A 19,008-nucleotide genomic window follows, 5' to 3' on the forward strand; every position below is an offset into this window, starting at 1 on the left:
ATTCAGAAGTCATTGAGTACGCAATCCGAGAATTTCGCTCGGGTTGTCGACAACCAGCCTCCTCGCCACTTCCGGCCCGGCCACGCGCTCGACCACCTCCCGCCCCTCCTCCAGATTGGGAGGGCGATGTTTCACGTTGTGCGCGTCGGACGCCAACACCGTGATCCAGCCTTCCTCGAGGAACTGGAGCGCCCTTTCTTCACAACGCTCGCCGAACTGCCCGGCCAGCGAACCGGCGGTGACCTGGAACAGGCATTCCATTTCCACATAAGGGAATATCTTGCTGAAGTCGCGCAGAACCGCCTTGTTCCGCTCCGGATGGGCGATCATCGGCAGGATGTCGCGCTTCATCAGCCAGCGCACCAGCGCGTCGGTGCCCGGGGGGATCTGCTCGTGGGGAAATTCGAGCAGCATCACCCGCTTGCCCCGGTACTCGCCGAGGAAGGGAATCCGGTCCTGCGCCAGCAGGCTCATGATCTCGGCGCACACACGGACTTCCGCCGCCATTCCGACTTCGAGCGGAATCCCTTCGCGTTCCAGTTCCGCCTGAAACGCCCGGAAGACACGCTCGATGCCGGCCTGGTCGTTGTCCCAGCAGCCCGGCTGGATATGCGGCGTCACCACCGACCGCCGAATCCCTCTGTCCGCCGCGAGCCGGGCGAGCTCCACGGCCTGGGCCAGACTTTCCGGACCGTCGTCGATGGCAGGCAACAGATGGCAATGAAGGTCGATCATGGGAATTCGAAGCTCCAATGCTGCAGTCTGATTCGGGATCCCGACAACCGAGGTCGCCGTTCCCTATTACTGGGCGCCTTCCTGCTTGTAACTCCCATAATAATAGTCGCTGTAGTAATAGCTGCTGTAGCCGCGCCGGCTTTTTTCCAGGTTCAACTGGCTCAGGACCACGCCGGTCAGCGGCGCACGAACCTTGCGCAGCCGGTCGATGCCCGAACGCGCCATGTGCACCGGCGTTTTTTCCGCCTGGACCACGTAGATCACCGACCGGACCAGCCGGGACAGTGCCAGCGCATCGCTCACCGGCTGCATCGGCGGCGCGTCGAGGATGATCGCGTCGTACTCGCTCTCGAGTGCGGCCATCGCTTCGGCGAAGCGGTGGGAAGACAGCAGCTCGAGCGGATTCGGCGGAATGATCCCGGCCGGCATCAGATCGATGTTGCCCGCGTCGTAATGGTGGATGCACTCCTCCAGGGTCGCCGTCTGCACCACCAGGTTCGAAAGACCGGGCATCTTCGCGGACAGGCCGCAGCGCTTGGCCAGATTGGGCCGCCTCAGATCCGCCTCCACGACCAGCACCCTGGAATTGAGCTGGGCCAGGGCATAGGCCAGGCTCATCGAAATCGACGACTTCCCTTCGCCCGGCAGCGAGGACGTCACCAGGATGCTCATGCGCGGATCGTCCAGCGCGGAAAGCATGATGCCGGTGCGAATCGTGCGCACCGATTCCGCGAAACTGCCGCGCGGATCTTCCAGGAAGACCTTTGACACATCTTCCTTGACGCCTCGCTTCTGCTTCTGGGTCACCAGGGGCACCAGGCCCAGCAAGGGGAGCCCCAGCTTCTGCTCCACCTCGCCCGAACTCCGGAACGACTTGTCCATGAAATCGAGCAGGAAGGCGAGGCCGATTCCGGCCATCAGAGAAAGGAAAAAAGCGATGGTCACGCCCAGTTTCTTGTTCGGCTTCACCGGCACCCTGGGCAGAATCGCGGCGTCCATGATGCGGGCATTGGAGGGCTGCAGGTCGCCCGCCTCGGAAGTTTCCTTGAGGCGCTTGAAAAACATCTCGTAAAGCTCGCGGTTGGACTGCACCTCCCGCTGCAATTCGCGATATACGCTTTCTTTCCTGGCAATCCCCTGCAATTCGTTCTTGAGCCCGTCGATCTGGCCGGCCAGCGCATTCTCGTTGGCATACGCGACCGCGATCTGCTGCTTCAGCCGGGCGGCCACGCTGGCGATCTGCTTCTTCAACGCGGTTCGTACCGATTCGAGATGGGTCTCCGCGGTCACCCGCTCCGGATGCTGCGCGCCGTAGCGGCTGGACAACTCGTTGACGCGCGTCAGCGCCTCGTGTTCCTGCTGCTTGAGATCGCGCACCGTTTCGTCGCCGTAGATCGCCGGCATGCTTTCGATGTTGTCGGGCACCTGGCCGCCAAGGCCGGCGATCTGACCGTAAGCCGTTTCTGCTTCCAGACGCGCCTTTCTGGCTTCGACGTACTTCGCATTCAAGTCGCTCAACTGGCTGGCGCTCAGGGACGACACCCCCGAAGACGCTCCCCCTGAAGACGAAGCGTTCCCGATGTCCACGAGTTTCTGGTTCTCGAGATACGCTTGCAGGCGGCGTTCGGACTCGGCCAGCTTCTGCCGCAATCCCTCGAGACGGCTTGCGAGCCATCTAGAGGCCAACTGCGTCCCCTCGGTCCGGGCTTCGAGATTGGCGTCGATATAAGCATCACACACCGCGTTGGCGACCCGCATCGCCAGTTCCGGGCTGGCCGCTTCGAACGAAACCTGCACGATCTGGGTGTTGCGTACCGCGGTCACATTCAGACGCGCCAGAAACTGGTCCACCACGCGATCGACCGGATCCGGCTCCTCGGCGGACGTCGTCACCGGCTGAGATGTGCCGAACGGCAGCCAGGAACGCCAATCCAGCAACGAAGATTCCGCCTCACCGCCATCCACCGGCTCCCCGGAGTCGGCCGAAGCAAGGTCCTTGGGGATTCGCGGGCCATCCGGTCCGACCGGTCCCGTCTCTTCTGCAGAATCCGGCGCCGGGGATTCGCCCACGAACTCCGGATGCGCGGTCAGATTCAAGGCCTCGATGACCTTGCGGGCGATGGCGCGCGATTTCAGTACCTCGACCTGCGTGTAATAGTAAGCGGCACTCTTGGTATCGATGCCATAAAGCTCCTCGACGGAAACGACCTTTTGCTGCTTCGGCTCGATGACCAGCGAGGCGGTCGCACGGTAGATCGGCGTCTTCGAGAGCAGAATCAGGAGCGTCAGGACCGAAACCGACACCGCCAGGCCGAGAATGCCCCAGAGACGCCGGCGGATGACGGCCCAATACCGCCTGAGGTCGAACTGTTCCTCCTCCGAAACGTATCCGCCAGCCTCATACGGAACGTTGACGACCTGAGGAACGTTGCTCGGAATGACGGGCGAATAGATGTTCTTGTCGTTCATTGCGGCGGACCGGAAGGTAGGAAACGGTGAGCGAATCAGAAGAAGCTTTCCTCTACCGTTATGACGTCCCCCGGATGCACCGGCGTCATCACGTCGGCCTCGAGCTGCGGCTGCGCAGGATCGTCCTCGCGGAGGATCACGATGTCCCGGGAGGCCAGCTCGCCGAAGCCGCCGGCAAGAGCCACGGCCTTCCCTACCGTCAGCCCGGGCTGATACGGATATGCGCCGGGGTGCTTGACCTGCCCGCCGATGTAATATTTCCGGTATTCCAGCACGCTGACGTTCACTTTCGGATCGACCAGATAGGCGCCCCTGAGACCATCCGTGATGAGACGCTCCACTTCACCGGGAGTCTTCCCCTTGATGTGAATCTCGCCCAGAAACGGGTAGGAAACCGTACCCGCATCGCTGAGCCTCGCTTCGATGCTGAGATTGGGCTCGTTCAGGACGGAAATCTTGATCAGGTCGTCCGGACCGAGCCTGTAACCGGACACCTTGTCCTCCGCATGCAACAGGCTCAAGAATGACGAAGCGACAAACAACAAGGCAATCCTGGAAATGACTCGAAACATGGCTGTCCGTCTTCGGCAAGAATATTGTTCAAATTTCCATCCACAACAGAATGCGATCCCAGACCTGTCCGTAGAGCAACCCCGGACGGCCAACTCGATAGCCCCCCTAAAAATTCATCTGCAAGTTCAGGATGACCAGGTTACGGGTAAAACTATATTGCTCAAGGGTAGAGGAACGGTCGGTATAGGTATATTGGAGCCCGCTCGTCAGCCAGCGCTGAAGCGGGTAATAAACGCCGACGCCCAGCATGTACCCTTTGTCCGTTCGGTCCGACCCCGTGTAGCTATTCTCCATGGCATTCGCGTAAATGTTGCTGCTGAGCTTGGGAAGCCACTGGTGATTCCACATGACGGAATAGGTCTGGTTGTTGACGGCGCCTCCCAGATAATTCGACTCGTTGGTGATCATCACGGCGCCGACCCGCACGGTATCGATGGAACGCGGCTGCCACAGGACAGCCGCGTCGAACGTAGGCCGGGGCTGGCCATTGGCTCCCAGTCCTTGGGCGGGCTCGTCAAATTCTTTGACGAGAACCCCCGCCTTCAAAATCCCCGTCGTCTTTGCCGTCGCGCGCCAAGTCACGCCGCCGAGCACCCGCAACTGGTTGTTGGTCTGCGAGATACCGTTCGGCAGGGGGTTCAAATAGTCCGAGAAGCTCTCGTTGATTTCGAACAAAAGCGAAGTCTTAGGCAGAACCCGATAATAGAACGCACTGCCAATGTTGTATTGATTGAGAGAACGCCCCCGCGTGAATTCCGGGTTATTCTGGTAGTACCTGTTCATATAGTCGAACCGGAATTCCAGGAGACCTTTGGCCCCCTCGGCCCCGTACCTGTACAAGGCCCCGAAACTCTGGCTCTGCCATTCATTTGGATTTTTCAACAGCAGGCTCGCGTCACCCTGTACGAATTGAGTACCGAGCGGATCATGGGCGTAACTGAGCGACCCGTTGAGGCTCAGACGGTTTCTGTGGTCGAAGCGTACGTCGCTGAACGCGTTGACATAATTGTCGACGTAATTGTTTTGCGGAACGTTTTCGTAGACGTTGCCGCGAAACGAATAGCCGAGGCCGGCAGTGAGACTGCGGTGGTGAAACGGGAGGAAGAACCAGGGCTGGATGAACGTCCCGAACGAACCCTTCTTGAGAATGCCGGTGTTCAGCACGTTGTCGTCGTAAAAACCTTCCACCCGCATACGCCCGACGATCGGGAGACGGAAGTCGAATTCGTCGTCAAGTCTTCCTTCCGTGCCCAACGGCTGATCCATCCTCACATATTGCGGCGTACGGTTGTAGGGATCGTAGGTGTTGCCGGGACTGAAATTCGAATAACCGCTGGAACCGTCCAAAGGATTGGCGACGCCATTCCCACCCTGGGACCAGGTGGACGCGGGGTACAGCGCGCAAAACCCGGGCAAAAGACGTAAGGCAAGCAAAGCCGTACGTTTCAGTAGCGCTTTCGTCCCCGAAGAAGGTACCTTGCCGGCACTATGGCCTCCCTCTCCATGACCGACGAACGACGAGAGAGCCGGGGAATCCATGGAAACCGGCTGCGGCAGACTCCGACGCATCGTTATAACCCCTGGCTTGGAAAAACGGCCATCGGCCAAACCAGCCTCACCTTCCACCCTCTAACCATGCGCTTCCGACTGCCTGCTGGCAGGCTTATGATGATGAACAGGCATATAGCGGGCAAGCCAACCCATGGCAAGCAATACCGTAAAAAAGCCGGCATTCGCCGGAATCTGCAAATTGAAATCGACGAAGGAGTGAATCAACAAGGCGACGATTCCCATGAAGGAGCCAATTCCTGTTGCCCGCAGCAGGGACTCCTGGCGTTCGCGGAGCGCGAACCCTGCCGCTCCCAGGCTCAACAGAACGGCCAGTGCCATCGGCAGCCAACCGACGATTCCCCATTCACCGAGAAATTCCAGATAGTCATTATGGGCATGATCGTACGGAATGACCACCTCCGCACCTCCATAAGGCAGAAACGACGCCACGAACGAGCCTGCGCCGGCGCCGAACGGCAGGTAATCCAGTACGTAAGGCACCGCGTAGTCGTACAGATCGACCCGATTCGAAGCCTCCACAACCGTGGTTTGCTCCAAACGCCGTGCCACTTCCTCGATCCCGAAATAACTGCCGACGATCACGAGATCGACGAGCACGATGCTCGACAGGATGGCCACCACCAAGCCGCTGGAAAACCTCGACGAACGGGCGAGCAAGAGGTAAACGGCACCGGTGACGCTCAAGGAAACCGCGAACCCCACGTTCCCCATGCGCGACCGGGTCAGCACCAGACCGATGGCCATGATCACGACGGCGATGCGAAGCGGCGCCTTGTCGCTGAGCAGGAAAGTCGCCGCTCCCCGCAGCCAGTCGCGCCAGTTGCCGCCCGGGGAGGAGAACCGACCGGCTATCAGCAGTCCGACCCCCACCGCCAGCGTCATCTCCAGCAAACCGGCAAGATGGTTGCGGTTGACGAAAGTACCGACCGCGACGGATCTGCCCACTTCCCTGCCGAAGAAGCCGAACTCAAGACCAGTCAACGACCTGGCCGAGCCATACAAGGCCTCGAACACCCCGCATGCCACGATCGCATAAGCCAGCCACCGGATCCTTTCCCGACTGCGGGTCAGCAACAGAATCAGCGCGAACAGGATCAGATAGGCCGCCCCCTTGAGTGCCGCAAGGCGGGTGTAGTACGGGTCGGTACTGAACGCGGACGGAAGGTCGGGGTCGACCCGGCGAGCATCCGGATAAACTCGCGCGGCCCGAGGAAGCAACTCGTCCGCCAGATCGGAAAACCACGGAGCCCCTTGAAAACCCGCCCATACGACACTCGCGCCGATCAGCAGCAAGGCGGGCCATGCCCTTCGAAACGGCATCGTAAGCGGGAGCCTGCCGTGGGCATGCAAAAGGCAACAGACGGCCCCGAGAACGAATACGGCACTGGAAAAAAGATAGACGGCCCCTTCCCAGTTGCTGCCCCAGGGCAATGGCAGCCACAGGATCACGGCCAGCAGGACAGAAAACAAACCCTTCTCAAATGAGGCAGCCACGAGCCGTCTGCATTCCGTGCGCAAAAAACCCGCCGGATCGAGCCGATCCAGCGAGTTCGCTCTCTATCCATCCGAAATCAAAGGATCCGGCAGTTGCTGATGTACTCGCGCAACCAGCTGATCCAGCTCGCGAACCATTTGTAGTTCCAGCCGTTTCCGTGATTGTTGCTGCCCCGAGCGGACAAGATGTCTTCTGCGGATTCCGGATGAGCCTTGAGGTCGCCCAACAGCCCCGCCAGCTCCCTCTGGTTGGCCTTGCTGCTCAGGGAGTTCAGCAACTGATTCTGGGTGGACTGAATTTCCCAGACCCGGGACTTGTATTCCCGTTTCGAAATCTTGCCGGCATCCAATTCGGCCCGAAGCGCCTCGATGCGGCTTGCCGCCTGGTCCTTGACGGACTGCCGGGCGTCCTGGATCAGCTGCCTGTCCGCATCCGACAGCGAGGCCTTGTATGGCGCGGCGGTTCCCGTAGACGGCATCAGCAGCGGGATCGACAGGGCAAAAATCGTCGTGAGTCGAGTGAATGCAACCTTCATGACAGGGTCCCCCCAAAAAGTGGTACATGAGCGTGGAAAACGGCTACCGATAGCAGTATAGAAGAGCCAGGCGAAGATTCAATGGCCAGAGGCGCATTTTTTCCCGCTGATCCTCGGACTTGACTCGCACGACCGGGTCTTCGATGTATTCATGAACCATCTGGTTCCTGAGCTTGCCCATGGTCAGCCCTGCGTCAGCGGAACCGAGCAACCCTAAACGTTCGGCGCGGTCGAGATTGTCGATGACCGCGGATGTTTTTTCACCCAGGGCAGCCAAGAGCAAGGGCGACAATTTGTCGCCCAAAGTGTCTTGCAGGCGGCCAAACCTGCCGACAAAGGCCTCCACCCGTTCGGCCAGATCGGAGTCTTCTTCGAGATGCTCGGCCTGCTCCATAGTGAACGGATTCCCGAAGAGGCGTTGGTCCGTGATGGCGAGGTGCCGGCACTCCTTGCGCACCACTCTGGCCAGAAATTGAAGGCGTGTCTTGGGTTCTAAGGTCACAGCAGCTGCCCTTCCTTGAATGCGATCTCGTGAATGGGCAGGCGCTCGAGATTGGGGGCGCACAACAGCAACACATCCACCTTGCGTCCGCGCATGGTGCGCGACACCGCCGCCGCCCTCTGCGCGGCCATGAGCGCCGGGGTTTTCCACGGGTTCCGGCAATTCAAGCATGAGGTCGAGATCGCCGCCAAGCGCGGTATCGTCGATCCTGGAGCCGAAGACTCGCACGCGGCGCGGTTTTCCCGCCACTCGAACCGCAAGTCGTCGAATGAGCTGAATTTGATGGTCGGTCGAGCGCATGTCTCAGGAGGGCCGCAACGGAGTGAGCAAGGCGCGCCATTTCGCCAGCGCGTGGGCCTGGTCGAATTCGTTTTCAAAGGCGGTCCGGGCGTTTCTTCCCATCCGCTCCCGCCTCTCGCCGTCCCGGCTGAGGGCGAGCAGAAACCCGGCGAGTCCATCGGCGTCTCCCGGCGCGAAGCTTGCGCCGCAGGCATGCCGTTCTATCTGCCGGGACAGCTCGCCGTCTCTGGCCCCGACAAAGGCGACGGGCCGGCCGGCCGCCAGCACGCCGTAGAACTTGGACGGCACGATCAGGCCTTCCAGCGCGGGCAATAGCGAGATGAGGTGGATATCCGGCAGGGTCAGGCTGAGCCCCAGCCGCTCGCGGGGCTGGTACGGCCTGAAAAGGACATTGGCAAGCCCCCGCCGCTTCGCTTCCAGGCGCAGCTTTTCGTAACCGTGTCCGCCGCCGACGAAAAGGAACGCCATACCGTCCAGGCCGCGCAGGATCTCGGCCGCCGCCAGCAGGGTGTCGAATTCATGGGCCCGGCCCAGGTTGCCGGAATAGGCGGCGACGAACCTGCCCGACAGCCCCCACTCCTCCCGCAGGGGGTTGCCCGCCGCCGCCGTGGGCCGGATCGCCCCCCCGTCCGCCCAGTTGTGGATGATCTCGACCCGCTCCGCCGGGACGCCCGATTCGCGCAGCCGCTCCGCCATTCGCTCGCCCAGGACCACGTTCGTCCGTGCCTGCCGCAGCGATGCATTCCGCCAATCCCGCAACCGGCGCACGGCCAGGCCCGGCATCCGCACGCCCAACGCCTCGGCCACCTCCGGAAACAGGTCCTGCAGCCAGTTCACCAGCCTCGCCCCGCGCAGCCGGGCAACCACCGCACCCACCAGCGAAATCAAAGGCGGGTCGGTCTTTGCCACGATCACGTCGCCCTCCCGCGTCAGCCGCCACAGGCGCCATCCTGCCGAGACATAGAAACTCAGATAATCCAGCGCCCGCCCGGGCAGCCATGCCCTTCCGAAGCGCGAGGTCCACACCCGGTGCACGAAGACCCCGCCCACCGCCTCGAACGCCGGCAGGTCCGCGCCGGGGTCATCATAGCGCTGCCGGCTGGTGATCACCCGCACCTTGCGGTCCGATTCGCCGAGGGCGAACGCCAGATCGGACAACAACTGGCTGGTCGCGGAGTGGTCGGGGTAGAAGAAGCGGTTAAGAAATAGAATCTGCATGGATGTCGGTATGGGTAATCACGTTTCTCATGGCCCGATGCGGCTGGTCGCGCTCCGGGTCATTCTTGAATCTGGCTCAGGCGATGAGTCTTCGGAGGATCCAGTCTCGAAAACCTCGTCCCACACCACCAGCAAACCGGGAAAACGCGTCGATGCCATGGCGTCCCCGGCGCCGAAGACCTCGGGCCGTCCATAACGGCCATTCATCAACGCATAGCGAAATACGGTGTGGTCGACGGGATGAACCAGCCAGTATTCCGCCACGCCGGCTTGTTCATAACGGTCCCGCTTGACGCCCTCGTCCTTCTTGGCGGTGGAGGGCGACAATATCTCGACCACCAGGTCCGGGGCGCCGCGGACCGCCCGCTCGGAAATTTTCCCCCGGTCGCAGATCACCAGCAAATCCGGCTGCACCACCGTATCCACCAATTCATCCGCTTCATCGGAGCTGGGCAACAGCACATCGACCGGCGCCGCCAACACGCGGCAGCGCCGGTCACGGAAGAAATTGCCCAATACCAGACCCAGCTGGAAAGAAACGCTCTGATGAGTCGTCGAAGGCGACGGACACATGTCATAGGCCTCGCCGCCGATCAACTCCCAGCGTTCCTCTTCCGGCCATGTCCGGTAATCCGCATAGGTCCATCGCCCGGGTTTCTCCAATGCCGCCTTTGTCATGGAATCACTGCCTCATCATTGATTCAGAGCATCGAGAGCGTATGGGGCCTTGGTTCCCGCCCGGGTCGACTTCCATCCAGTCTGCCATCACCATTGGCCCGGGCGTCGACCGGCAAACCGGATTCAACGATTAGGACTTGACCAAGAATAACTTCCCTGATTCGAATCTCACAAATCCGTTCGATCCAACGTAGGAGCCCGCTTGCGGGCGATCCGCAACGGCCAGTACCTACTCTCCGCTCGATCGCGGCCAAGGCCGCTCCTACAGAGATCATCAGGAACTCATATCCGCCCCAGTCCTCATCTATCAACCTAGGGAATATCCTGAACCCGCAGCATGCTGCCCGGTGGGGCCCTGAAGGGTTCCTTGACCTGGTTGAAGACATTGCCATGCTCCAGGAGCCCGACCACGCCGGCGTCGACCTGCAAACCCACATCGGCGTTCTCGACGGTGTTGTTTTCCACGATCACGTCGCGCGTTCCTGGCGCGGCACGGTTGCCGCCGCCCGTGATCAGCAGGTGGGCATTGGAATAAAGATGATTGCGGCGATGGACGGCGGCCAGGGCGAGCGGGGCGGTATTGGGCGGTTTTTGATTTCCCCTTGTGCCCAGTGATGCCTCTCCGGATAACCATCCCTGGGCCAACCCGAGGCCGCCGTGATAGTTGTTGCCTTCCAGTATTTCGTTGTCGAAGAACTGGCAGTACCAACTCGGCTGGTAATGCAGATACCACATGCCGGAATTGTAGAAACCGGCGGTCCGGGTCGACTTGTTTCCCGCCGCGATATTGTCGATCGACGTTCCGTAGTAGGACAAGGCCACGCTGGCGTCGCTGAAATCGTTGGCGATGAACATATAGTGCTGCTGCATTCCCGTGACGGTGACCACGGAAGAGCCATCCGGCGGGACCTTCCAGGGGCGGTCGAGATGGACCGAATCGCCGTCGATATGATCGATCTGCGCGAACTGGCCCATGCCCTTGCCGCCCAGGATGAAGACCCCGGCGCCCTTCCAGCCGTCGGCGCGCTCGCGCTTGCCGGTGGGCTCGGCAGTGAACGCAAAGGCATTGGCTCTGATATCTTTCAGCGGCCCATAGTACAGGCCGCCTCCGGCATCGGAGGTCATCGCCTCGCGGTCCCAGCCGTGCATCAGGCTGAGTCTGTTGCGGGCGAAGAAGACATTTTGTGAATAAGGCGTGCCGCCCAGATTGTTGATGCCCCCGCCCGTGGACATGAGATCGGCTCCGGTGATCTGGTTGTCCTCGAAGATCAGTCCGTTCACTCCCGACAGGCAATACCAGCCCCAGCGGCCGTTGTAGAAATGGTTGTTGGCCACGTAGGCGCCCTTGGGCTTGAAGAGATACAGCGCCCGGCCCGAGCCATACAGATCGTTGTCGGTGATCACCAGATGCTCGCCGCCCAGCCGGAGCGTGTCGCCACCGCCGGTGGACAGTTTCAGACTTTCCCTGAAGCGCTGATCGACTTGTTCGGGCTTGAGATGGCCGCGGTAGACGTCGGCGCGCGCCGTCACCCGCTGGATGCGCACATGACCCGGTTCGCCGGCGGGCGTGGCTTGCAGGTCGCCAGCGATGAGGTGCGTATGGTTCGAGGCGTACAGCGTCAGATCCTCCAGGGCGAAGTGATTGCTGCCCTGGATGAGCGCCGCGGGCGGCTGTTCCATATCGGGCCAGAGCAGGTTCACCCGATCGCGGCGCTCCCCGCGCAGGGTGACGAAGCGGGGGAGAATGAGGGCCTGCGTCAGCAGGTAACGGCCGCGGGGAAAATACACCACGCCGCCGCCCAGATCGCCGGCGGTCTTCACCGCCGCCAGCACCGCCTGGGTGTCGTCGGTGGAGCCGGCGCCGGTCGCCCCGAAATCGCGGACATCGAACTGCCGCTCCGGCCAATGTTCGGCGGCCTTGATCTCCAGCCGGCCCGCCGGACTCCAGGCCCCGCTGTCGCCCGCGCCGCTGTGCAGATGAAGATCGTAAGCGCCCGGTTTCATGTCGGCAGGCACCTCGAACCTTGCCTCCCACGGGCTCGAAGACGCCGCCGCAAGCCGCCGGGAAGTCCTGTCTGACACGGAGTTCAAAAGCAGAACCGCGGAAGCCGGCGCATGGCCGATGCAGCGGCCGAAAACCCGAATCCAGCCGCCCGGCGCGGCGTGCACGCCCTGATCGCCCTGCGCCCAGTAGACCGTGGGTGCATTGAGCAGGCCGATCGTCGAAGCATTGGCGTTCGTAATGCGGGCGGCATAAACGCCGTCCTCGAATTCGGCCGGAATGATGAACTTGACCGACTGGTCCGAAGCCTGCAACGGTTCGACGCTCGCGCCGGCTACGGTGCGTTTGGGGCTGGCCGGAGCGCCGCCGGCATCGTCCTTCAGGCGCGTCAACTCGATCCTGGGATGCTCGCCGAAGCCGTCGCCCACCATCAGGGCCGCCTCGCCGGGCTTCACCGGGTCGCTGGCCCAGAAAATCTGGGGTGCGCCGAGAGCCGGCGCGGCCAGTAGGAAAAGGGCAAACAACAGGCCATGTTTGAGCATGAAGGATATCTCCTATGTTTGCGTACAAGACGTCTCAGGGGTGTCCGCCGCCTATCCACAAGGAATCGAGCTCAAAGCAGTTTGACCGGTCAAACCGCCACCGCAGGTAGCCTTGATGCGGCGCAATCGGAGGATCAGCATTCGGCATTCCATCCGTGACCCTCTTCAAAATCAGGTTCGCCGGGCGGCAAGGGCCAGATCGTGTGCGGGTGTTCGGGCAAAACGACGATGGCATCGACATGGAATGCCTGCGCGGCGCGAGTTTCCCGAAAGGCATGGCGCAAAACGCCAAGGCATTCGCTCAACCAGCGCACATGCCGGTTGAGCGATGCCACGGTAAAAAATACCTGCCCCCGGTACGAAGTTGCGACGGTAGTGAACCATGGAGCGTGCCGTATCCGAAGGAAACCGTACGATGAACCTCTACCTGTCGTTTGCTGAACGTCGGTAAGACGAATAAAGATGCACTCTCACGACAATATCCATTCGCCACCGCGTTTGATCGCGGCATACAGGGCGTCAGGCGCCAAGTCGATTTCATCAGGCCACGACACGAACCCCTCCGTCACGCATATCCAAATCCGGCTCTTTCAATCGCTCGAACACATAGGTTTGTGACAAGCCGGCCCAGCCATTCGAGGTGACACAGGAAATCAAGGCGTCATGATTCTCGAAGATGGTTCTTGAAATGCTATTCTCGGTTGCCTACCCTTTCAACGCGTTTCGATAATGGAGGGAGCCCCGTGCGGCCATCTGTCGCGCTTGACCTTAAACGAAACGCCGTGCGCGAAGCGGCAGGCCGCTTCCGTGCGGCGAACCCGCGCATCTTCGGATCGGTGCTGCACGGCACCGACCAGGACGGCAGCGATCTCGATCTGCTGGTCGATGCGCTGCCCGGCGCGACGCTGTTCGACCTAGGTGGCCTGCAAGACGAACTGGAATCGTTGCTCGGAGTTCGCGTCGATCTGCTGACCCCGGCTGACCTGCCGCCGAAATTCCGGGCCAAGGTGCTTGCGGAGGCGCAGCCGGTATGAGTGGAAACCGGCTTCCCGATTACCTCGAGCACATACAGCAGGCTGCGACGGATGCTTGCGGCTTCGTGGAAGGTCTGAGCAAAGACGACTTCCTTGCCGACAAGCGCACCCAGCAAGCCGTCATCATGAGCCTCATCATCATCGGCGAGGCTGCCACGAAGGTGATGGAAGGCCATGCCGAGTTCACGCAGGCGCACCCCGAAATGCCCTGGCGCAGCATGCGCGGTATGCGTAACCGCATCGCCCATGGCTACTTCGACATCAACCTCGATGTGGTGTGGGAGACGGTGCAGACGGCGCTGCCAGATCTACTCAAACAACTGCCGGCCGTGCGCCGGGATGTCCATGACGAGGAGCGCAACAACCCATGTTGAGCCGTATCCAAAGGAAACCGCGATTACGATGAGCCTCTGCATCGAGGCTGCCTGCTTCAAAGCCGGATTCCCAATACCGCCTCGATCGCTTCCACCACCGAACATCCCCTCTGGGCCATGCAACGCTCGACTTCCACGACCTTGGCGTCGACCAGGTAACGGTACCAGAAGCCCTGCAACACGTGGAACGCCGCGCCCGCCTGCCCGTCCAGGAACCCCAGCCGCAGCACGTAGCGATAGAAGAAATAGACGAAGGCCCGCACACCGCCCGGAAGCCGGGCGTAAATCTCCTCCTTCACCCAACGTTTCACCCCCGCCTGGCTGCCGCGCAGGCTGGCGACGGTGTCATGGGGCATGAAACCATATTTCAGGTTGAGCAAATCCACCGCCTCGCGGCTGGCGTAGCGATTGTGCTTGTCGGTCCACCAGGTGAGCGGATTGAGATTGTCGTCGATCAGCTCGCCCGTGAAATCCACCGTGGCCCCGGCAACCTTGATGTGCTCGTCCATCCAGCGGTTTTCGCACTGCCCCCGCCCGTACCGGAACAGCCGCAACACCTTCACCGGAAAAACCCCGCCCCAGCGGATCAGCCGGCCCTGAAACGTCATCCGCCGGCCAAAGTTCACCCCGTCGATCTCCGGCCCAAGTTCCGGCAGGCGCGCGCGAATCTCCGCCGCCAGTGCCGGCGTCAACACCTCATCGGCATCGATGCGCAACACCCAGCCGGTATCGGGATCGAGTTGCGTCAAAGCCCAATTGAACTGCGTGGCATAGTTCACCCACGCCCGCTGGATGACCCGCGCGCCCTTGGCCTTCGCAATCGCCAGCGTGGCGTCGGTGGAAAAGCAATCGGCCACCACGACCCGGTCCGCCACCCCTTGCAGGCTATCGATGCAGCGGGCCAGATGTTTTTCTTCGTCATGGGTGAGGATGATGGCGGTGAGGTTCATGGAAGATCGGATGGTCGGTCGCAGAAATCACCCAAACGCGTGCAGCATGGCCGCATTGCGCCGTCGAGGAAACGTTGATCGCGCTCGCCCGCGACCCGGGATCGTCGGGATATCCGTGAGCGATCGCATTGCGAGCCATGCAACGTTTTTGCCGAAGGCACGGCACCACTTCGAGGATGGCCGGCAATACCTTCTGGCCCATACCGTCCTGCAATTCAGCGGAACGGTAGGCCGCCTGATCCAGATTCCCAATCTGTAGTTTCAGGATATTCCAGCGAGCCCTCCGACGGTTCCGAATTTTTTGCGGAGTCACGCGCATTAACCAAATCCTCGAAAAAATAGAACCATTCGGTCCACGTCGACACGGTCGAGGTCACTTGCCAAGCTCACCAGAATGCATGCATCATGAGGAACCCGATCTCCTTCAGGCGCATCATCATGCCATCCCTGCAAATCCGCAACCTTCCCGACGATCTGTACCACGCCTTGTCTTTTCGCGCCGAGCGGGCGCACCGCAGCTTGGCCCAGCAGGCCATCATCGAACTGCGCGAGGCCATCGGTACGGCCGCTTCCGGGCGCCGCCGCCAAATCCTCGAGCGCATCAAGCTAAATCTCGAAACCCAGGGCGTTCAAACGCCATTTATCCCCCCTGAGCAACTGCTGCGCGAAGACCGGGAGCGCTGATCTCATGCGCGCGGTGCTCGATGCCTCAGCGGCAGCCAATATTGTCATGCGTACAGAGCGCGCGCCGGATTTCATTGAAAGACTCGAGGGTAGTTCCTTGGTCTTGGCTCCTGCCCTGTTTCACAGCGAAATCGCCAATACGCTTTGGAAATATGTCCGTTTCGGCAATCTCGATAGAGAAACGGCCCTAACCTGCTACGAGGAAGCCATCGGTTTGGTCGATGCTTTCGAAACGGATGAGCAACTCGCCACCGAAGCCATTTCCGCCGCGATCCAGTATAGCCACCCGGTTTACGACTTGCTGTACGTCATTCTTGCCAGAAGGCACGGTTGCAAGGTATTGACGGCCGACAAGAAACTGATTTCCCTGATCGAAAAAATCGACGAAAACATTCTGCCCTGACGAATACGGAAGTGGCGCCAATACGGCGGAATCGGCAACCACCTGCTGCGTCCGGGTTGGCATCAAGGCCTCCGGGCAACGGCGATCATGGCCTTGGCCAGCGCCGGGACGCGCCCGACCCGCTCGAAGCGGATGTCGCGAAAGCCCGCTTCCTCCAGCAGGAAGGAAAGCGTCTTCATCGACCAGAACTTGATGTGGCCGTGATCCCAAAGGGCGGTGAAGTGCGCATCCATCTTGCCGCTCAATGCCAGTGCCAGATTCTTCCAGTAGCCGTGATACGGGGTGGAAACGATGGCGGTCCCCCCCCCCCTCGACCAGCGAAAACAGGGTGGCGGCATACTGGCGGGGAAAGTAGACATGCTCGACCACCTCCAGGCTGAGAACGGCCGGGAAGCGGCCGTAGCGCCCGGCCAGATCGTCGTAGGCGGAGCCGGAACAAAGCGCCAGTTCCGGATAGGCCGCATTGGCGGCGCCGATGCCTTCGGCGGAAGGGTCCACCCCGGTCACCTGCCAACCGCGCCGGGTCAGCTGGTGCGCAACCGACCCGTTGCCGCAGCCCAACTCGAACAGCCGCCGCCGATCCGCCGGGAGGTTCAGCCCGTCCAGCAGGCGGAACACGGCGGGCAGCAGATAACCGTGGGAGTGGTTCAAGCCGGCGTCGGCATAGCGGTAGCCGGAAATTTCGGTAGTATCCATCAGTGGCAGTGCTCCTGATCGAGGCGAGAGAGAGTTCCCTGTTCACCGCAGTAAGGGGATGAGGTTTCCGACCGTAAACCGTGATCCTCAAACCGGCGCGGCTTTACCGGTTCGGCCGGGTTGCCTGCCGCAACCATCCAAGGTCCGATGTCGCGAAATACACTGGAGCGGGCAGTAATGACCGATCCATCGCCGATGGTGACGCCTGGCGCTACGAAAACGCCCGCGGTGACCCAAACCCACTCGCCGAGGGTGATCGGCGCGGTGATCAGCGGCATGGCGCGATCCGTGTAATCGTGGCTGGCGGTGCAAAGGAAGCTGTATTGGCTGACCGTGGTATGCGCGCCAAGCCTGATGCGGTCCACGCAGTAGCAATCCACATGGTGGCTGAGGCAACTATGATCGCCCATCTCCAGATTCCAGGGCGCCCAGATTTTGACGGAAGGGTAGGGATGCGCACCCCGCCCGACCTTCGCGCCAAACAGCCTGAGCAGAAACCGCCGCCAACCGTGCAAAGGCACGGGACTGGGGCGGTAGAGCAGCAGCCAGACCAGGTTCCATAGAGCGCGGGCCAGTTTGTTAGCGATGGACAAATTCCGTGAGCGAAAAGCGGATCGTGCAGTCATAGTTCCCATCCTGACACCCGGAAAGCCGGCGCGGTGCGCAGGCGGTTTTCGACATACTCCAGATCACGCGCGAAGAGGGTATTGCCGCCGGCGGCGGTTTCGGCGCGAGGCGTCAAGGCGCGCTCGAAAGGCCGATAGGCGCAGGCGGTGAAGCCCAGGTCCCGCAACTGCCGGCGGATGGCGTCTTCGTCGAAGCCGTAGCGGCGGCCGCTGCCGTTCAGTTCGAGGATCAGCGCGCGCAGCGCGGGGTTCGCCAGAACCCGCTGGGCGCCGGCGAGGACCTCGGTTTCGTAGCCTTCGACGTCCATCTTGAGCAGGGCAGGTGAAGCATCGCCCACGACCTCATCCAGGGTGCGCACCGGAACCTCGACCGCGTCTGCGTGATCTTCCTCCTTGCTCAATACATGATTCACCGTGTCCAGGCGGCTGGTGAAGCGCAACACGCCCGGTTGACTGGCCAATCCCAGGTTGAGCGCCTGCACCCGGCCGCCCATGTCGTTGACGGCGATGTTGCGGCGCAGGGCGGCGAAGGCCTGCGGCAGCGGCTCGATGCTGAGGCAGGCGGCGCCGATGCCCCCCCCGCCAGCACGGTGTAGGAGCCGACATTGGCGCCCACGTCCACGAACAGGTCCTCCGGGCGCAAGTAGTGCAGGAGGAAGGCCATGTCCTCGAATTCGTGCAAGCCGACATAAAGGTTGCCGGTGGCGCCGGTCATGCCGGGCCGGACGACCAGGCAGGCGTCGTTGACGAAGGGGCACACCACCTCGCCCGGGAGCAGCCGGCTGCCGAGCTGCCAGCGTACGAACCGCGCCAGTGCCGGTAATTTCCGGCCCTGGCTGAGCGGGTGGTTCAAAAGAAAAGACAGGGTGTTCAAGATGCCCATTCAGTCTACCTTCGCTGAAATCGCCGTCGCCTCGATACGCTGCCTTAGCCAACTGATGTTCTTCTTGACGACGGCCGCCGGGTTTCCGGCGATGACGACGTTTGCCTCGTCGAAGGCGCGGGTGACCACCGACCCGGTGGCGACGACGGAATGATCCTGCACTTTGACGCCCTTGAGGATGATCGAGTGGGCGCCCACCCAGACGTGATTTCCGATGGAAATATTCCTGGCAAAATTGAGTCTTTCCCCGCTCTCCCTGTCCACGATGGAATGCGAATCGCCGGTCCTGACGTCAATGTCATAGGCGAACATGCAGTCGTTGCCGATCTCGATTCTGGAACAGGGTTCGGTCACGGCGATATGCACCGCGCCAAAGGTGCTGCCGGCCCCGACGGTCAAAGCCCCGTGATGATCCTCGAACCACAACACCGTGCCTTTATCGAAGGTGCAGTTCTCACCGATGGCGATACGATGATGGTTTCCTCGGATGAGGAAGCCCACGCCGTCCAGGATGCAACCGTCCCCGATGTCTATCTGATTGGAATCACCGGCCACGTCAAACCACACCGAAGACAGGACCGCATGCTTGTAGCGGATGACGTTCTGCCGGCCCTTTATTTTCTTCTTGATCCTGTTGAAGAAATACCCCTTGTAAAAACGGCGCAGGTAAAATCCCGTTGCAGGATGAGCCTCGCCGAGCCGCAGACAAAACTGTTTGAGCCTGTTTCTCATCGCGC

22 protein-coding genes and 1 pseudogene are annotated in these 19,008 nt (G+C 61.3%); 5 read left to right on the forward strand and 18 right to left on the reverse strand.

Features of this window, described 5'->3' with window-relative positions:
* Nucleotides 1-9: 9 nt before the first annotated feature.
* The 12 genes from H156_RS0114435 to H156_RS17110 all read right to left on the reverse strand — a co-directional run bounded on the left by H156_RS0114435 (nucleotide 10) and on the right by H156_RS17110 (nucleotide 12,956).
* Entirely contained in the window at nucleotides 10-735 is a 726-nt protein-coding gene (locus H156_RS0114435) for a tyrosine-protein phosphatase (RefSeq protein WP_010960468.1), read from the reverse strand.
* A gap of 66 nt (nucleotides 736-801) precedes the next feature.
* Nucleotides 802-3,204, reverse strand: a complete 2,403-nt coding sequence (locus H156_RS16265) for a GumC family protein (RefSeq protein ID WP_017364968.1) — start codon at nucleotides 3,202-3,204, stop codon at nucleotides 802-804.
* A 35-nt stretch (nucleotides 3,205-3,239) separates the two neighbouring features.
* On the reverse strand, nucleotides 3,240-3,776 hold the full coding sequence (locus H156_RS0114445; RefSeq protein ID WP_017364967.1) for a polysaccharide biosynthesis/export family protein: 537 nt from the start codon (nucleotides 3,774-3,776) through the stop codon (nucleotides 3,240-3,242).
* A gap of 106 nt (nucleotides 3,777-3,882) precedes the next feature.
* Nucleotides 3,883-5,316 (reverse strand): outer membrane beta-barrel protein, encoded by a 1,434-nt coding sequence (locus H156_RS0114450; RefSeq protein ID WP_081504035.1) that lies wholly within the window; start codon nucleotides 5,314-5,316, stop codon nucleotides 3,883-3,885.
* A 90-nt stretch (nucleotides 5,317-5,406) separates the two neighbouring features.
* A complete protein-coding gene (locus H156_RS0114455; RefSeq protein ID WP_238536834.1) occupies nucleotides 5,407-6,843 on the reverse strand; it encodes an O-antigen ligase family protein in 1,437 nt (478 codons plus the stop codon).
* Between the two features lie 77 nt (nucleotides 6,844-6,920).
* Nucleotides 6,921-7,379: a hypothetical protein gene (locus H156_RS0114460; RefSeq protein WP_010960461.1), complete on the reverse strand. Its 459-nt coding sequence runs from the start codon at nucleotides 7,377-7,379 to the stop codon at nucleotides 6,921-6,923.
* A gap of 43 nt (nucleotides 7,380-7,422) precedes the next feature.
* Nucleotides 7,423-7,881: a hypothetical protein gene (locus H156_RS0114465; RefSeq protein WP_017364964.1), complete on the reverse strand. Its 459-nt coding sequence runs from the start codon at nucleotides 7,879-7,881 to the stop codon at nucleotides 7,423-7,425.
* A complete protein-coding gene (locus H156_RS17690; protein ID WP_017364963.1) occupies nucleotides 7,878-8,012 on the reverse strand; it encodes a hypothetical protein in 135 nt (44 codons plus the stop codon). Before H156_RS17690 ends, H156_RS0114465 begins: the two co-directional genes overlap by 4 nt.
* A gap of 172 nt (nucleotides 8,013-8,184) precedes the next feature.
* Nucleotides 8,185-9,399 carry a glycosyltransferase family 4 protein gene (locus H156_RS0114475; RefSeq protein WP_017364962.1) on the reverse strand — a complete coding sequence of 405 codons (1,215 nt, stop codon included), beginning with the start codon at nucleotides 9,397-9,399 and terminating at the stop codon, nucleotides 8,185-8,187.
* Nucleotides 9,400-9,426: 27 nt separating this feature from the next.
* Entirely contained in the window at nucleotides 9,427-10,077 is a 651-nt protein-coding gene (locus H156_RS16275) for a Uma2 family endonuclease (protein WP_017364961.1), read from the reverse strand.
* A gap of 312 nt (nucleotides 10,078-10,389) precedes the next feature.
* A complete protein-coding gene (locus tag H156_RS0114485) occupies nucleotides 10,390-12,621 on the reverse strand; it encodes a right-handed parallel beta-helix repeat-containing protein (protein WP_017364960.1) in 2,232 nt (743 codons plus the stop codon).
* A 134-nt stretch (nucleotides 12,622-12,755) separates the two neighbouring features.
* On the reverse strand, nucleotides 12,756-12,956 hold the full coding sequence (locus H156_RS17110; protein ID WP_026597630.1) for a hypothetical protein: 201 nt from the start codon (nucleotides 12,954-12,956) through the stop codon (nucleotides 12,756-12,758).
* A gap of 447 nt (nucleotides 12,957-13,403) precedes the next feature.
* Between H156_RS17110 and H156_RS0114495 the strand changes: the two genes are divergently transcribed.
* Both H156_RS0114495 and H156_RS0114500 read left to right on the forward strand, forming a co-directional pair.
* Nucleotides 13,404-13,655, forward strand: a complete 252-nt coding sequence (locus tag H156_RS0114495) for a nucleotidyltransferase family protein (RefSeq protein WP_017364959.1) — start codon at nucleotides 13,404-13,406, stop codon at nucleotides 13,653-13,655.
* A complete protein-coding gene (locus tag H156_RS0114500) occupies nucleotides 13,652-14,029 on the forward strand; it encodes a HepT-like ribonuclease domain-containing protein (protein WP_017364958.1) in 378 nt (125 codons plus the stop codon). The genes H156_RS0114495 and H156_RS0114500 overlap by 4 nt, the downstream gene beginning before the upstream one ends.
* A gap of 56 nt (nucleotides 14,030-14,085) precedes the next feature.
* Here the strand turns inward: H156_RS0114500 and H156_RS0114505 are convergent, their stop codons facing one another.
* Entirely contained in the window at nucleotides 14,086-14,979 is an 894-nt protein-coding gene (locus H156_RS0114505) for a glycosyltransferase family 2 protein (RefSeq protein WP_017364957.1), read from the reverse strand.
* Between the two features lie 115 nt (nucleotides 14,980-15,094).
* Between H156_RS0114505 and H156_RS17805 the strand changes: the two genes are divergently transcribed.
* From H156_RS17805 to H156_RS0114520, 3 genes are all read left to right on the forward strand, one after another.
* Nucleotides 15,095-15,238 (forward strand): hypothetical protein, encoded by a 144-nt coding sequence (locus H156_RS17805; RefSeq protein ID WP_017364956.1) that lies wholly within the window; start codon nucleotides 15,095-15,097, stop codon nucleotides 15,236-15,238.
* A 146-nt stretch (nucleotides 15,239-15,384) separates the two neighbouring features.
* Entirely contained in the window at nucleotides 15,385-15,663 is a 279-nt protein-coding gene (locus H156_RS0114515; protein WP_017364955.1) for a FitA-like ribbon-helix-helix domain-containing protein, read from the forward strand.
* Between the two features lie 4 nt (nucleotides 15,664-15,667).
* Nucleotides 15,668-16,066, forward strand: coding sequence for a type II toxin-antitoxin system VapC family toxin (locus tag H156_RS0114520; RefSeq protein ID WP_017364954.1), 399 nt, complete (start codon nucleotides 15,668-15,670; stop codon nucleotides 16,064-16,066).
* Between the two features lie 62 nt (nucleotides 16,067-16,128).
* Here the strand turns inward: H156_RS0114520 and H156_RS17375 are convergent, their stop codons facing one another.
* The 5 genes and pseudogenes from H156_RS17375 to H156_RS16285 form a co-directional block, all read right to left on the reverse strand.
* On the reverse strand, nucleotides 16,129-16,425 hold the full coding sequence (locus H156_RS17375; protein WP_202948222.1) for a hypothetical protein: 297 nt from the start codon (nucleotides 16,423-16,425) through the stop codon (nucleotides 16,129-16,131).
* Nucleotide 16,426: 1 nt separating this feature from the next.
* Nucleotides 16,427-16,762 (reverse strand): annotated as a pseudogene (locus tag H156_RS17810) (class I SAM-dependent methyltransferase); the annotation flags it as partial.
* Nucleotides 16,762-17,388 (reverse strand): LbetaH domain-containing protein, encoded by a 627-nt coding sequence (locus H156_RS0114535; protein WP_050998164.1) that lies wholly within the window; start codon nucleotides 17,386-17,388, stop codon nucleotides 16,762-16,764. The pseudogene H156_RS17810 and the gene H156_RS0114535, both read right to left, overlap by 1 nt.
* Nucleotides 17,385-18,146 (reverse strand): FkbM family methyltransferase, encoded by a 762-nt coding sequence (locus tag H156_RS16810; RefSeq protein WP_211221995.1) that lies wholly within the window; start codon nucleotides 18,144-18,146, stop codon nucleotides 17,385-17,387. The genes H156_RS0114535 and H156_RS16810 overlap by 4 nt, the downstream gene beginning before the upstream one ends.
* A 125-nt stretch (nucleotides 18,147-18,271) precedes the next feature.
* Nucleotides 18,272-19,003 carry an acyltransferase gene (locus tag H156_RS16285; protein ID WP_161625751.1) on the reverse strand — a complete coding sequence of 244 codons (732 nt, stop codon included), beginning with the start codon at nucleotides 19,001-19,003 and terminating at the stop codon, nucleotides 18,272-18,274.
* Between the last annotated feature and the right edge of the window lie 5 nt (nucleotides 19,004-19,008).

Source organism: Methylococcus capsulatus str. Texas = ATCC 19069, from assembly GCF_000424685.1.
Classification (GTDB): Bacteria; Pseudomonadota; Gammaproteobacteria; order Methylococcales; family Methylococcaceae; genus Methylococcus; species Methylococcus capsulatus.